Annotated in this window: 22 protein-coding genes; all 22 read right to left on the bottom strand. The window is 38.6% G+C overall.

Translation table 11 applies throughout. From position 1 onward, the window contains the following. Positions 1 to 3: 3 nt before the first annotated feature. Positions 4 to 1,899, bottom strand: a complete 1,896-nt coding sequence (locus ACE38W_RS00970; protein ID WP_375828349.1) for a methyltransferase — start codon at positions 1,897 to 1,899, stop codon at positions 4 to 6. Between the two features lie 19 nt (positions 1,900 to 1,918). Continuing rightward, entirely contained in the window at positions 1,919 to 2,203 is a 285-nt protein-coding gene (locus tag ACE38W_RS00965) for a hypothetical protein (RefSeq protein WP_375828348.1), read from the bottom strand. A gap of 10 nt (positions 2,204 to 2,213) precedes the next feature. Continuing rightward, on the bottom strand, positions 2,214 to 2,987 hold the full coding sequence (locus ACE38W_RS00960; protein WP_375828347.1) for a hypothetical protein: 774 nt from the start codon (positions 2,985 to 2,987) through the stop codon (positions 2,214 to 2,216). A 2-nt stretch (positions 2,988 to 2,989) separates the two neighbouring features. Continuing rightward, positions 2,990 to 3,163, bottom strand: a complete 174-nt coding sequence (locus ACE38W_RS00955) for a hypothetical protein (RefSeq protein ID WP_375828346.1) — start codon at positions 3,161 to 3,163, stop codon at positions 2,990 to 2,992. 6 nt (positions 3,164 to 3,169) lie between these two features. Beyond that, on the bottom strand, positions 3,170 to 3,823 hold the full coding sequence (locus ACE38W_RS00950; RefSeq protein WP_375828345.1) for a hypothetical protein: 654 nt from the start codon (positions 3,821 to 3,823) through the stop codon (positions 3,170 to 3,172). 27 nt (positions 3,824 to 3,850) lie between these two features. After that, positions 3,851 to 4,105 (bottom strand): hypothetical protein, encoded by a 255-nt coding sequence (locus tag ACE38W_RS00945; protein ID WP_375828344.1) that lies wholly within the window; start codon positions 4,103 to 4,105, stop codon positions 3,851 to 3,853. A gap of 79 nt (positions 4,106 to 4,184) precedes the next feature. Beyond that, positions 4,185 to 4,814 (bottom strand): hypothetical protein, encoded by a 630-nt coding sequence (locus ACE38W_RS00940; RefSeq protein ID WP_375828343.1) that lies wholly within the window; start codon positions 4,812 to 4,814, stop codon positions 4,185 to 4,187. Positions 4,815 to 4,819: 5 nt separating this feature from the next. Beyond that, entirely contained in the window at positions 4,820 to 5,245 is a 426-nt protein-coding gene (locus ACE38W_RS00935; protein ID WP_375828342.1) for a hypothetical protein, read from the bottom strand. A gap of 27 nt (positions 5,246 to 5,272) precedes the next feature. Next, on the bottom strand, positions 5,273 to 6,292 hold the full coding sequence (locus ACE38W_RS00930) for a peptidoglycan-binding protein (protein ID WP_375828341.1): 1,020 nt from the start codon (positions 6,290 to 6,292) through the stop codon (positions 5,273 to 5,275). A 14-nt stretch (positions 6,293 to 6,306) separates the two neighbouring features. Then, positions 6,307 to 6,975, bottom strand: coding sequence for a hypothetical protein (locus tag ACE38W_RS00925; protein ID WP_375828340.1), 669 nt, complete (start codon positions 6,973 to 6,975; stop codon positions 6,307 to 6,309). Between the two features lie 47 nt (positions 6,976 to 7,022). Next, positions 7,023 to 7,205, bottom strand: coding sequence for a hypothetical protein (locus ACE38W_RS00920; RefSeq protein ID WP_375828339.1), 183 nt, complete (start codon positions 7,203 to 7,205; stop codon positions 7,023 to 7,025). 35 nt (positions 7,206 to 7,240) lie between these two features. Then, positions 7,241 to 8,062, bottom strand: a complete 822-nt coding sequence (locus tag ACE38W_RS00915) for a hypothetical protein (RefSeq protein WP_375828338.1) — start codon at positions 8,060 to 8,062, stop codon at positions 7,241 to 7,243. Continuing rightward, the gene (locus ACE38W_RS00910) at positions 8,040 to 8,381 is read right to left on the bottom strand and encodes a hypothetical protein (protein ID WP_375828337.1); all 342 of its coding nucleotides are present in this window, start codon (positions 8,379 to 8,381) and stop codon (positions 8,040 to 8,042) included. The genes ACE38W_RS00915 and ACE38W_RS00910 overlap by 23 nt, the downstream gene beginning before the upstream one ends. After that, on the bottom strand, positions 8,378 to 8,842 hold the full coding sequence (locus ACE38W_RS00905) for a hypothetical protein (RefSeq protein ID WP_375828336.1): 465 nt from the start codon (positions 8,840 to 8,842) through the stop codon (positions 8,378 to 8,380). The genes ACE38W_RS00910 and ACE38W_RS00905 overlap by 4 nt, the downstream gene beginning before the upstream one ends. Then, positions 8,839 to 9,219, bottom strand: a complete 381-nt coding sequence (locus ACE38W_RS00900) for a hypothetical protein (RefSeq protein WP_375828335.1) — start codon at positions 9,217 to 9,219, stop codon at positions 8,839 to 8,841. The genes ACE38W_RS00905 and ACE38W_RS00900 overlap by 4 nt, the downstream gene beginning before the upstream one ends. Positions 9,220 to 9,292: 73 nt before the next feature. Beyond that, a complete protein-coding gene (locus ACE38W_RS00895; protein WP_375828334.1) occupies positions 9,293 to 10,018 on the bottom strand; it encodes a hypothetical protein in 726 nt (241 codons plus the stop codon). Positions 10,019 to 10,053: 35 nt separating this feature from the next. Beyond that, positions 10,054 to 10,668 carry a hypothetical protein gene (locus ACE38W_RS00890; protein WP_375828333.1) on the bottom strand — a complete coding sequence of 205 codons (615 nt, stop codon included), beginning with the start codon at positions 10,666 to 10,668 and terminating at the stop codon, positions 10,054 to 10,056. Between the two features lie 30 nt (positions 10,669 to 10,698). Then, entirely contained in the window at positions 10,699 to 12,375 is a 1,677-nt protein-coding gene (locus ACE38W_RS00885) for a transglutaminase-like domain-containing protein (RefSeq protein WP_375828332.1), read from the bottom strand. 5 nt (positions 12,376 to 12,380) lie between these two features. After that, positions 12,381 to 12,863, bottom strand: a complete 483-nt coding sequence (locus ACE38W_RS00880; RefSeq protein ID WP_375828331.1) for a hypothetical protein — start codon at positions 12,861 to 12,863, stop codon at positions 12,381 to 12,383. Then, positions 12,847 to 13,104, bottom strand: coding sequence for a hypothetical protein (locus tag ACE38W_RS00875; protein ID WP_375828330.1), 258 nt, complete (start codon positions 13,102 to 13,104; stop codon positions 12,847 to 12,849). The genes ACE38W_RS00880 and ACE38W_RS00875 overlap by 17 nt, the downstream gene beginning before the upstream one ends. A 124-nt stretch (positions 13,105 to 13,228) precedes the next feature. Next, entirely contained in the window at positions 13,229 to 13,450 is a 222-nt protein-coding gene (locus ACE38W_RS00870; RefSeq protein WP_375828328.1) for a hypothetical protein, read from the bottom strand. 8 nt (positions 13,451 to 13,458) lie between these two features. Continuing rightward, positions 13,459 to 13,971, bottom strand: a complete 513-nt coding sequence (locus ACE38W_RS00865; protein WP_375828326.1) for a hypothetical protein — start codon at positions 13,969 to 13,971, stop codon at positions 13,459 to 13,461. Positions 13,972 to 14,443 lie beyond the last annotated feature (472 nt).

Here is a 14,443-nt window from a genome sequence, read left to right as displayed (position 1 = left end):
AAATTATTTAAAATCCAATACAGCAATATCGCTTTGTAATGCCCATGCCCTTTGTCGAAACTGATGTAACTTTGAAAGCTGAACTCCATTTAAAGGACGTTGTTTACGTTTACGGGCAATCTCTAACCTCAGTTTCAGCAGTTCCAGTTCTGCCTCGGCTTCCAGTTCCAATAAAGCTGTTGCTTCTTGTGATACTGGCAATCGATTATTACCAGGTAAATTGGGAGAAGGTTCTATTCGATTATTGTTGGTATTTATATTGGGAGATGTTCCATCCTGATTAATTACAACAAGACGAACATTAACATGGGTAGATTTAAAAGCATCCTTAAATGCCTCTGTTATAGTATCACTTACATAAGCATTCTTTTCACGTAATAATTCTCTAAACGCTGTTTCCTTTTTAAAACCTCTAAAAAAAACACCCTCACCAGCAATAGCTACCAAACGTCCACCCGTCTTTAACAAACTCAGTGCATGAGTAATGTGATCCGCGTCCTGCCCATTTTCAAAAGGAGGATTCATTAATATGCGGTCGAACTTAGCGTCTTCGGATTTCAGATTTAAGAAATCTCTGTTCAATAATGTAAAGCCCTTTAATTGCAGTATTTCACGTAAGGTTGAATTTATTTCACAAGCATAGAGATTTGAACCAGGTATTGCCAAATAAGTCGATATAGCCTCCAAAATATCACCCTTTCCTGCGGATGGATCGATAATCTGATGTTCTGGCTCTAATTCCGCTACCTCTATCATATGTTTAATCAATTCCGCTGGTGAAGGAAAAAAGCCCGGAATATCTTCGCTAAATGCCTTCATTTCCAGCTCCCTAATCTTTGCTTCATTTGCAGGAGGGAGTAAAACCTGATTAGTAGACGAATACGCTTCAAGCAACAGTTTCTTTTGTTCCTCGGCTTCTGCCCACTGTTCTATATTTCCAATTTTTAATCGATGTAAATATTCCTCGTTACGTTCGTACACCTCAGATAATTTCCAATTAAATTGTATTGCATTGGCATATTTATTTAGCAGATACACCTGATTTCTCGAACGGATATTTTGTAAAAAAGGAAACTTTTCAATACTCCCATCTCTATGAGCGTTTGCCAGTGCAAATAATATATGCTGAATCTCCCGGAGCCTGTAACCCTCCTCCCTTAAACCTGCTGCTATTCTTAGCCGTCTGGCTGTCGGTCTTTGTTTTGAGATAGCAGAATGGATCTTCCTTTCAATTTCATCTTTCATATTATCCGCCAACTGCTGCAATTTTTCGGCAATTGCGGTACTATCTAATAAAGAAGGTTCTCCAGGTTCATCATCTGAATCAACAGCTTTATTGAAATATTTCTTAAAATAAAGTTGTCCTGAACTTATCAGATCATTTACAGAGTATGCACGTTCCAGATATTCCTTAGAATAAAAATTTTTTGGAGAATCTGTTTTCACCCATAACTCAGTACGATCACGTAATTGATTATATTCATGGTAACTCCGAATTAAAGCCCAAAAGTTCTGCTTTACATATTGGGTAGTATCAACCTCCACTTCTTCAGTCATCCACTTCTCTGCCAGTTCGCGGGATTTTTCAGTGTCATAGGCGTACCACATCGTCTGCTTCTCTGAAAACTGGAATCCATGTTGTTTTAATTTTTCACGAACCGGCTCTGTTGGCCTTGCAGTACCGAATCGAATTTCAATCCCATCTGGAGCTTTCTTTCCTGCTTTGGTTGTCCGGTTAGTATTGAAGGTAACGACAGGCATCTGCTTTTCAATAGTGCCCAAATCATCTGGCAAAAAAGAATGAGCAGCATCGGCAGCATGACTATCAGGAAGGTTGCCAAAATACTGATAGGCATTACCGTGAACCTCAATATGGATATGCTGTTGAATGCTGCTCATTATTTAAATAGAATTTGGGTTATGGAAGAATCCTTTTACCTAATCTCCTGTGTCGTTCAATTATAGCCACTTGTAAAGCCTTCGGCAGATTCTTTTTTTGCAAAGCAGTCAGGCGAAATGTACCTTCCGGGCCATTTAGGCATCCTCTAGCTTTTCGCTTCTTCTTAGCAATTTTACCATCGTGACTTAAAATGCTACCAGCTTTTCGGCTACCTTTTGTACTGAGTAAATGTCCAGCTTCACTAATGTGATAAGGAGGTTTGCAACTACCGGAGAACGATTTTCTGACTTTTTTCTTTTTCATAGTTTTCAAATTAATGAGGGTTGGATAAAACAGTTTTTATTTCAGTTAATAATTGGCTCTGATAATCCTGTTTACTGTGGGTGGCATTATTCTGCGAACGCAAATCATTAACAGTAGTATCAATGGTTGATAGTTTATTCGTCTGTGCTTTCAGCTCATTAAGTATGTCAGCAGAAATGGTTTTTATTAATCCCAAAGTGACATTCATATCGTTTAATACATTCAGAACGGCAACCTGCTTATTCAGGGCATTTTCATTAGTCGCTTTAAGGTCTGCCAATACATGATTCGCACCTGTTAGTTGCAGAGATTGTGCTTTCATTTCAGTTGTCTGTTCCTGCACCTGGCTAATCAACCTATCCTCATTCTCCTTAGCTTCCATCAGGCGATTACCAATGGAAACAAGTGCATTCACCTGTAACTGTTGAAAATTAAGATCAATCTGAAAGGAACTATACCACAGATTGAATAACTGTTTTATTTCTACTAGCTGATCTATTTGAACCTGTTGCTTTATCAACGCTTCAACTTCATATTGATTTGCATGGTCGCTCATATGAGCAATAGTATCCCTGAGAGCAGCTACATCAACCAGATTAGCCGGAACAGTGACATCAGACAGTTTGATAAGGGTTTCATTAAAAGCGCCTTCACCAATACTAATTTTGACAGTATCCTGTCTGACAACTTCAATGGTCTTGATTTGATGTTTAGCAAGATTCAATACACTACTATCAGTCACCAACCGAATAAAAGCCCCATAGCTGTAAATCTGAATACTCATAACTATTTATTTTTTTCGATTTCCATAAGTACCAGCTCACCAAGAACAGCACCGACAAAGGCACCCACCATTAGAAATGGCACCTCAGATTTACCTTTTGATTGTGCATACCAATAAAACACCAATGAGCTAAGTAAGGTAGTAGTAGCAATAACAGTCCTTTCTCTACTTTTCATAAACCTTTATTTAATTCCGTGGAGTACAAAGAGGCTACTGGCAGCAACAATTATCCCAACAAACCCCCTTTTTCTTTTCAGCCTATTTATAGTTTTTTGCTGTGCAGTATTCTCAATCAAAAGTTCTTCCTGCCGAACTATTACTTTACTATAGCTGATTTTCAAACTATCGTAGTGTTCCTGTTGTATCCCAATGATACTATCCTTCAATAGTACCCTACACTCAAAATCCTTTACCACTTCTTCAAATAAACTATCCTTAACTATGTTTGACGATATAAGTACCTGACACCTGGTTGCAAGACTATCACAGATAAGCAATTTTAAGTCTACATCGCTAGTTTCATTTTGATATTTTATTAAGCTGTCAACTACCTGTTTATGAGAACGATTTTCAATCTTTAACTTATTCAGTACTGATTGTGTCTCATTAATCCTACGTTGTAATGCGCTATTAATGAGATTTATTGAATCAATGCTTTCATTCTTTGCTTTTTCCTGCCTAACTAAATTACTCAGCAGTACAGATGGCTCATATTTGGCTACTGGATCAGAAGACGTTCTATCGTAAGCGATAAAATTTGACGCCCAAAATATACCTGCTACTGCTACAGAAATAATGAGTATAAGGAGCCACCATTTCAATTTATTTTGTTTCATAGGAAAAGAATTGGGAGGTTAAACAGATTATGAGGGTAGTTGATCGTTGGAAGGTGGAATATTTACAACTTTCTTTTCAAAGGAATAACCGAATGTACCACCCGCAATTAAACTGGCGAAGGTGAAAAACATACTTTCTGGAATCTCCTTACCGAAGAATTGTTGCCCTATCCAGCTAATAACCAATGCTACCAATAACACGGCTATTACAAGTTCCCGCAAACTATAGCTGCCGTTCTTATCTTTCAAAAGCTGTTGAAAAAAAGGAATTAAGGTTTTCATCAGGACGTATTTTTTTTGATTATGCGATAAGTAATAAATGACATACCAGCGGCGAGCAACACACCAACAAGACTAAGCGTCAATTTTTTTTTGAAATGACTTTTCCCATATTATCAAATGCTGGAAGGCTACCATCTGGCAATCCTGCTAAAAGCGTATACGTAAAGCTATTCCCGTACATACTTTTATGACGTTCGGCCAATTGCAGAAAAAGTGAAAAATCATCGGCATTAGAAAAAACCTGACAACCGGCAGAATAACTATCAATAGTCTTTGTTGTTCCTGTTGCTAATGCACGATGAATATTTATCCCAAACAATCCAGTCTCCTGCTTTCCTGTCTCATAATCTGGCTTTCCATCTCTATTGAAATCCCGGATAACCGTTACCGGTCTTACCTGAACAAGTGCCAGATATTTACCTCTATGCATCCCTAAAGCATGGCTACCTATATATTGTCCGGGTTTCAGGATAGCAGCTCCCTGGGCGTTCATAGGATTCTTCAACCAGTAGGTTCCCGGATCAGTAGTAGCTACCCAACTATAAGCAGTTGCTTTTCCACTACTATCGGTGAATAATACATTTATACTATCCTTAAATACATTTGGAATGGCGGTATTATGTCGGATACCGATAATATTCAGTTCAAATGGGCGCGTGACTACCCTGTACCCTTGTTGCGCAAGGGCTTGCTGTAATACTGTTTCCATAAAATTTAATATTTAGTGAATAATTCAGGCAGGAGTGACTTTAATAGAAAAAGGTTTCTATAGGAAGGTAATCGTCTCCCTATCCAATGAGGCATATGTTGCAAAAGCCAGTGGTTAGCCATCAGAATAGGGCGGCAGGAAATATTGTAAAAGTCAGCCGCATAAGTAATTTTCGCATCAGGATGATCTATCCATAAATCCAGCAGTAAGGAAAAAAGGGCCATACTATTCATTGCATAACGATCACTACCCACAAACACCACATCAATACATCCATCATTCCCTATCAGTTTCTTCATAGGAATTTTCTTCCCACTAACTGTAATGATAAAGTGAAAGTTTTTTTTACTATGATAGTTAAACTCCGCCCATTCATTGATCGGTTTAACATGCACAATTATATACCGGATTAAAAACTCCTGTGTTTTCATGGTATCGGCATTTAGGAAGTGATAGGGTTACAAGTATTTAATACTTTTGGTCGTTACAAGAAAGTACCTGCCATTATTTTCAAAAAGAGTATAATCGAGCTTTCTCGCAACTTCAGCTCCTAACACCATCATAGCTGGAACATTAACGCTTTCTTTTACATTTATCCAGACATTTGTTGGCTCTATTGTCACCAGAGATTTACCATCAAAGCCATCCAAAGACCATTTGCTACCATCATATTTGAGGCCCATTCTGATAAACTCATAACGGATCTGTTGTTTTTGGGCTTCATTGGTGAATGTACCGAGTAGCCCATTTACTAAAGTTTGGCGAACACCTCTTAGTCTATTCTGAGAAAAAGCAGCGCTGATCTCCTTATATTCCTCTTTCGTATTTATTTGCTTTAGCAAACTAAGTACAGTGTTGAAATTCGCTGCTATTGCAGCAGTTAACAGTTTCCCTGCTAAGGCCGATTTATCAGTACTAGTAGTACCTCCCTGAACGATTACATTATACATGCTTTCATCAATAGTAGAGGGTAATCCTGATTTTTGTAACGCTGCAATAGTTTCAGATCCGAAGTCACCGTCAGCTCCAAATTTTGGTAAAATGGATTTTCCATATTTAGAAATGAGGGCTTGCTGCAAATTCTTGACCAACGCACCTTTACTGCCTTTTTTAAGGGGAAATCCAACGGTACTAGCTGATGATTTCGCGCTACTACCCGTACTTGTACTTCCGCTACTGGCTGTCTTTGGAACCGTAATTGGTGTAACATAGGCTGGAGGAATATCAATGCTATTGCCGGGAGTTTGGACAATAGTGCCAGATGAGCTATTGGGTTGTAAGATGCTTTTCATATCAAATCCTCCAGATGTAGCTCCCTTGCGTTTCTTATAGTACTGCCATCCCAAATAACATAAAATACCAGTCGCCCCTACCGCAAGCGCGGTTAGCACGATATTACCTTTCCCTTTTCTCTTCACTGGTTGTTTGCGGGTAGAGGACGACCTGGTATTGTTGGCATTTTTGCCTTTGGTTTTCATAGGAGAATATCTTGTTATGGTTTATCAGTAATTATTTTCATCATGGAACCATACTCCCAGAATTCAAGCTCACTCATTAATTCAGCACTAAGACCTGTTCCATATGTTTGCATGTAGACAGCTTCCACTTGTTGATAAGCAGCTTTAGATGGAATTTCCAGAAAAACAGCTTTGATAGCATCTTCGTCGGTTCCGGGAAATGGCCCATAGTAGATATTGAAAGCGGCATTCAGCCGTTTAGCCCAGGATAAATATTGCTCATATCCAATCTGGTATGCGTCAGCATTAGTAACCTTATCTGGTTTGGCGACAATAATGGCTATGATTTCGTTAAACTCCGTTGATTTTAACTCATCCTGCATATCCCGCATTAAAGTGCGGTTATATAACCGATTATAGGAAGTCATAACCTGAACGAATACCTCTTTACTTGAAACATCCCTGATGGCCTGTCGCAAGGCATTTTTATCTGTACCCCACCATCCATCATTTTCAAACGCCATCTTGATTTGTTTGGCTATCGCAGCAGAACTACCACCCTCATACGCCTTTTGTTCCTCACTGTTTGCTTTTGATTTCAATATCAGTTTTCGGCCAATAACAACAGCTCCGCCCAACAGTATTATGCCAATTAATCCATACGTTAGTTTTTCCCGTGGTGTAAGAGATTCTGTTTGTTGCATGACCAGAAATAATTAAATAGGAAAAGAGAGCTGTAATAATCTAAGCACTATACGCCCAAATATTTTTTAGCCAGTGCCAATTTCAGTGGGTCACTTTTCACCACATACGCCAACTTTGTAAGCTCTTTTACATTAAGATGTTGCGCCAGTATTGCAAGTGCGGCAACTTTTTCTGTAGCATCTTTTTCCAATAATGCTGAAATACGTATGTTATAATTATAATCCTTCATAATATTTAGATTGAAGTGTGAATAATAAAACTACTTTAAGCTGCTTGTAAGCCTAAAAAGGGCATTACCGAATCAATTTTTTCAGGAGATGCGACTAATGAATCCATGATAGAAAAGACGGCAATCATTTGTTGTTCATTAAAGCGACCCTGCATTTCCGATATTAATGAAAGCCGGTTTTTTGTTTCCTCATCAAGCATTACGCTTTCAGATGCTTTTTCAAAGGTCACCGGAGTAGGTACTTCAGCAGGAGCAGGAATTGCATTATCTTCGGCCAAATCTGTACCTAACAACCCAGCCAATACCTGACCACCGGGAATTCTTGACACATGTTGTTTCACCAACGTTTTCAGCACAACACTGGCTACCTCTCCAAGCGACACAGCATGGGCATAACGCTTATCTTCCATTTCCTTAATCCGCTTCTGCAAAATATCAGCGTATTCTTCTGCTTCCGTTAATTGTGTCTTTGTGACTACCAATTGCTCCTTTAAGCGGTTTAGCTCATATTCTTTTTCTCGCTCATCCAACTTCTGAGCTATCAACTGATCTATTTCTCCAAGTCCATTTGCAGGTGTTGTTACCGGAGTAGAACTATCTCCATTCAGACTAAAAGAATGTCGGGTATTTCGGTTTGCATTTGGATTGATATAAACAAGGATACTGAGGTTCCGACTATTTTCAGTTATTTCCTGCTCATATTCTTCAAATTCATCCATATTATCGGTACGGGGAACAACCTTAAATCCATCTACCATAATTTCAAATTCCTTTGGACGCCCCTTTTCTGCTTCCCTTTGCAGATAACGTTTAATAACGTCAACTTTCCGCTGTTCAAACTTTTCTGTTATTAGCATGATCGTTGTTTTGGATAATTATTTGTATAAATTGAATATGCTGTAAATGGCTGGCATAATTCTCCACTTCAATAATACCCTGGTGTTCATACTGCAATTCATTTGCATAATCCACAGTCAGATCGTAGATCCCAAAACCACTTTGCACACGTACCATTACAGGTGGATTCACCAGCAGAAAAAAATGTACATCTGCCTGTATAGTAATTTTCACTTTGGGCCTTAATACATAATGGCGAAGACGTATAATATAGTCGTTACCAAACCCTAACTCCGCCATCCTACCCCTGATATATTCTTGTGCAAGTGCAGTATTCATAATGACTTTTTGGTAGTCCAGAGAGTTATACTAATTCGGTATTTAACATCCTTGTTCAAACCTTTCCCCAACGTGTCTTTATAATTACCATAAAAGTTGTTACAAGGTGGCAACTGTATTACTTCTGCACTCATTACTCCCCGTTGGGCAATTCCATTGGTAAGCAATGCCGTTTCTCTAATAAAACCAGCCTGATATGCTTTCAATCCCAAATCCCCTTTCAATGCAACAGCAGGTTCAAGTTTTACAATGCTGTTGTAGCAATCATTCGTTCTGCCGGTAGATTGAAATTGCAGCGAACCAATTTGCCCAGTAGCTCCGATAGGTGGAACATCAATTAATTGAACACTATTCATTATACCATAAATAGCTGTTGTATGCCGGGGGATATTGAGCTGAAAGTACTGTTGCTCTCCTGCACGAGTTATCACTAGCGTATGTATAATAATCTCAGTATTCATATTTCAACCTGTTCACAATCGAGATAAACACTAACCCGATAGGGTTCAAAATTCATCCTTGTATCATTAATATCCTGGTAGGAGACTTTTACAATACCATTGCCCACAGGTAGATTCCCTGTATTATAGTACCGTAAATTTGGAGAAACATTGATGCCAGTCATAAGCAACTTACTTTCATAATTCTCAGGGAAAACCTCCTGCTTATTAACTTCGATCTTCTGACTGCCTCTATAATAAAGCAGATCTTCTTTATCTGATGTTAGCAATATCCCTTTAATAAAAGTGATGTTCTTATCCAGCTCAAAAGATTGAGAAAACACCTTATCAGGAGATGTTATAGAAATATCAAATCGCTTTTTTACAATGCTGCTCATAATAATTTTTTTAAAGAAACACAGCAGGTGGACACCTGCCGTCATTGATTGACTATCCCTTTCATGGATGGAATTATGGAGTTGTAATGGTTCCGTGCAATCCCGCATATATATAAGTATTAGCGGGAACTCCATCGGTACTACCCAAATCAATTGTTAGCTCAATCAAAACATCATCAACAATCAACCTGGGATTAGATAATTTATAGTAGCCTAATGGCACATAATTATAGTTCTGAGTACGAAACACGTAGTTGCTTGTCTCTGGTACTATCTGCTTTTTATTGTACTTCAGATTGAACTCACCGTTCAGTAACGCAGGAAAATTTTCCAAACCTTTGTACTCAGCGGCTATGATTTTATCCTTTGTAGAATCAGCCGCAGTACCAGCCAGTAAGATAACTCCGCTAACCAGCAACGCCTGATTCTTGGGCAATTTCGCATTGCTGATGTTACGCAAACCAACTTCTTTATCGTCCTGCGTCTCCCACATTTTAATGGTTTTGCTGTTGACCGGCTTAATTGAATAAATGCAGGTATCCGCAAGCCGGAGATCTCCTTTCACCAAAGCCTCTTTGATAGAAGCAGGTAATTCAGCAAAGAACTTTTCCATTTCAGCACGGGAGCCTTTACTTGGCGCACCTGTATTTGATAGCTTATTAATGGTACGCTGGCGTTTCAAAGGATTCATACGCCTTAATTCTCCAATAATCTCATCACCTTCAGGGCCATCAAGCCCCAGTAAAGCACCCTGATTATTGTATTCTTCGATAGCTGCAAGTCCGTCTAGTCCTAACATAGTATAAGGTTTTAATTTTTTGTGAGGTATAGTAATTAAAGATTGTAGTCTGAAATATCTGAAAGGTCAGCGAGCGATCCCTGTAAACTTGGCAATCCATCTTCTTCTGTTCCAATGTTTCCTCCACTCATCTGTAATCTGGCCATTGCACTGTTCTCAATCTGTTCTTCAACACTATCCAGAGCAGCCAAACCAGACACCTCATTGGCATAGTTGAAGTATTGTAAATCACCGAATCCCGTTACAGAGGTACTTTCGGATTTCTTTTTCAAAAATTTATCTAAATACAGTTTCTCAGAGAACGTGTCTTTAAAGGCTATCATGCGATCTTTCACTCCATCCATACCGGAATCGATTCCATTAACTGTCTTCGTTTGAAAACCATTCGCTGCCATCATTCCTACACCCAGTGAACTGACTAAACGATTACCTATGTAATGCCCGACCCCAGTTACTCCTATTCCGGCTACCAGAGAAGGTTTTCCAATTGCAGAACCGATTAAACCACCTCCGATTACGCCAATGAACAGATCTTTAGCAGTTTCAATAAGGGTATTCTTTGCACTGCCCTTAGTTGGTAAGCCTTCCGCCATTGACATGAAGTAACTACGCTCCGCCTTTCTTTGATATGTATTTTTATTCTTTGACATAGTGATATTTTTTATAAGGAATAGGAAGTATTACATCAATTCAATATTATTTTTCCTTTTTTTATGATGGTGCCTCTTTTTTGGCACTCCTTGCAAGCCATTACGCGTCGGTGGGTGATTAGAAGTCTTCATCAATTTCATTCCAATGGCGATAGCAGCGAGACTACCCACGCCTATGACCGTAGGTAACAGCCACTTCTTATTTTTTTGCCAGAAGCCTTCCTGTGGTGTATTGGTAGTATCATCATTCACAACTCCATTCGTGCGTTCCATCACAGCGGCTTCACTTGTTGATGGGATCATTGTATTTGAAGTTGTTGCCTCTGAAGCAGGAGTAAGTTCAGTGGTATTGTCGCTAGCCCTGCTACTATAAGTAGATACCGCAAATGATGCAGAACTCTCTGGTTCAATTGAATTGCCTGGTAATAACGCAGGAGAAGAAGTTGATCCAGGCGTTTGTGTAATTTCTTTATCTGCTGCCGAAGTCTCACCTTCAGAAAAATCTTCCGATCCTTTTTGGCCGCCTCCAAAAATATTTCCAATACCCTTTATTATTTTCGCAATGGCTGCTACAGCAGCAGAAGCAGCAGCTATCGCCGCACCAGTCACAGGTTCTCCCAACTCACCGAATCCCTCAAAACCATCCATCCCTCTAACATTTTCATCATAATATATATCTGTACCCAACAATGCAGATAATGGTGTATTACTATCCATATACATTACAGAAAGATCACTATCCAGAAATCCGAAACCAGAAAGAGCTACCTCTTTATTCTTGTTTCCTTTCCCCTTCAGAATCGCCTTCTTCAAGTTCTTAGGATTTCCACCAGCACCTTCAAAAATGTTCTCTAGCTTTTCTCTGACTTTGACAAGTTTATCGTACTTATCCTTAATGATGCCTCGTTTGGTTGCTTCCTCTGGTGATAGGTAAGCATATTTTATACGGCTGGCAACTTTGAAAAGGTTCAATTTCATGGCCGCTAAAAATCCATTACGAAGCAATACTGTGGCGGGGTTTATCTTATTAATTTTGTTGAGTACCTTGCGAAAAAAACCACGTTTCTTTTTTTTGGGTTTTGCGCCCAGCTCTCCCATGTCATCATCCCCTCCTTCAAATACAATGTCATTTCCCCTATCGCCCAGCCCAGCCCCATGTATACCGTCTAAATATTGTAGATTCATAGAAATGTCTTTTTTTTCAGAATATGGTACTTCATTATCAAAATGGTCTGTTACACAATCAATAATTATCATTTTCCCATTATCAGGTACAATCGGATAAATGTGCTGAAAGTGATCCCGTCTGTATTTAGTTATCCGTAACTTATGAGGTATGTTCAAATTGGTAAGGATACTACTAATGAACGTACTATAACAGTCGCAATCAACGCCAGTCTTTCTATCATGCCAGGTTCTCCTCGGACTTCTGATTTGTTCAAGTCCGTCATCATCCCTTTTATAAGCCACATTCTTGTAAACGAAATTCCAAATGTTACGACAGGTAGTATATACAGTTGGAGCTGAAAGTTCCTTAGCGATTTTTTGGGTTTGAGGCAGTGTCTTTAATACCACCTTGTGAATAAACGCAATTGTATCATCCAATGTCGCATTAACCTGAATTGTCTTATCCCTATTCATGGCAGCAGGAAAAAGGAAATCGTATTCCTGACCTGAATTAATCTGTCGTTTTGTTACAGCTTCCATCGTTACTATTTTTTCAAAGTAATTTCCTTTTTGTCTTCATATGGAATTTTTGACCAGCCAAGATCAATAGTGGTAAGTGTTTGCACAGTAAGTACAATTGACTGCTTATTATTCAGGGTTTTGATTATATCATAAGCAACAGAAAAAAAACTAAGCGGAGGCATTTCAACCATTATCTCATTTATCACCACCTGTCCATACGCGGGAATCCTAATATCCTTATTGATAACCTGACTACTTCCTAGCAAGGTTCCTTTATGTGTAATCTTTACATAAGGAAATTTTACACTAAATGCAGCAGCAGTAGGATTTTTGAGAACAGCGTCAATACGTATAGTCAACCCTGTCAGGCTTAGTGTATGAATATTCGCATTGGGTATTACTTCCAACTGAACGGATGCTCGACGTATTCTGGCGAAGTAGCTAAACACAGCTACAACGCCAGCCCCGATAGCAGTACCCATAATGATCTTATTCAGGGTAGCCATTTTCATTTTTTTTAAATTTTCTACTACGGATACGGTTAGTACGTGCTTTGATCTCCTGCTGTTTTCTCCGACGTTCAAAGTATTCACCGGCCATTTTAAAAGCAAGCCAGACAGCACCTCCAGCAGCCGCTTTAAGCGCATATTCAAAAAGTCCTGTAACATCAACATTCGCTAACAGAATCGTTCCAGGTAGCAATACATTATTAATTGCCCCTGTATAGTGTGTGGTGTCTGTTCTCATTTTTTACGTTTTAGATGATTACTGTGTTTGACAATGTAAAGATGCAACGCTTCAAAAAACTCGTTTCCAGGTTTGAGCAGAATTATGTCAGATATAGTCATACATTTTCTGATTCTGCATAACATTATTCTCCATCAACGACCTGACCTTCAGGAATACCCAATTTTTCCAGGATCGTTTTAACTTGCCTAACAGTGAAATACCGGCCACGTCTCTTTCCAATATCTCCTAAAAATGGTTCAATCCATTTCTTAAATGTCCGGTCACTAATTCTATATGTAAGGGCCAGTTCATGCAGGGAATAACCACGCATCTCAATTAGGAATTTTTTCGGTGTAGGTAGCATAGGATATATTATTTAGAAGTTATACATAGCATAATGACATTATTCCAAAGTTGCAAGAGATCATATTCCCGAAGCTGTAACAACTTTCGGCTACACTTTACTAAATGCTCATCAGATGGATCAATTGTATATTTCCAATAAGCTGTTGCAAATACACGCAACCCTTGTTGATAATTGCGAATTTCTAATCGTTTCAATGCAATCTGCTGATACATAGAAAGAGTATCTGTAAATCCATTTTCATACCCAGGATGAAACCAAATAGAAGGAAGATCTATCCAACGTGCAGGATCTTTTTGTACCATCCTATAGGTAAGAAGTAACCGTTCGCAAATCATAATGAACGATCTTCTTCGATCAGGCATAGGCATAGTATACATTGCTTCTTTCAGACTATAACGAGCATCGGTTACTTCCTTATGTGAAAGTCTGCTATGCTGCCATAGTATGCTGTATGCCAGCAACCAACTGGATTCGACTGCCTTGTGATCTGTAGACGGATGAGGGATTATTTTTGCCATATGTTTCATTTATTGAAACACAAAGATTAGACAGCTTAAAAAAACACTTTCCAGTTTAGGAACAGTTAGGCTTAAACAGGAACAATAATTCTAAAATTTTCCGATATTTTCTGAATTCCAAAACCACAGAGCTTATCAAAAATTGAATTCTTATTGATTCCAGAACGAAATCGGAATGATTTCCGAATAGTTTCACATTGATTCAAGATAATTTTACAGCCTTTGATGTCGCATTTGTAATACTCCATCCATTTTTTTTTCAAAAAACATAGATACTTAATAGAGGTTTTTTGGAAAAAAACCGTAATGTTAATAAGCACTATATTCAGTTAACCTATTTTCTATGTTATATATCCAATGTCAAACACCAATGAACGTTAAATACAGCATCCATTCATTATGTTGTAAAAAACACCACAAATCTCTTTACCCAATTAACCCTCATAATCTTTCATTCTCCTATTAAATACTG

It is taken from the genome of Chitinophaga sp. Hz27, from assembly GCF_042263525.1.
GTDB lineage: Bacteria > Bacteroidota > Bacteroidia > Chitinophagales > Chitinophagaceae > Chitinophaga.
Note: the sequence above shows the minus strand (reverse complement) of the source record. Positions and strands in the feature narration are given on the sequence as shown.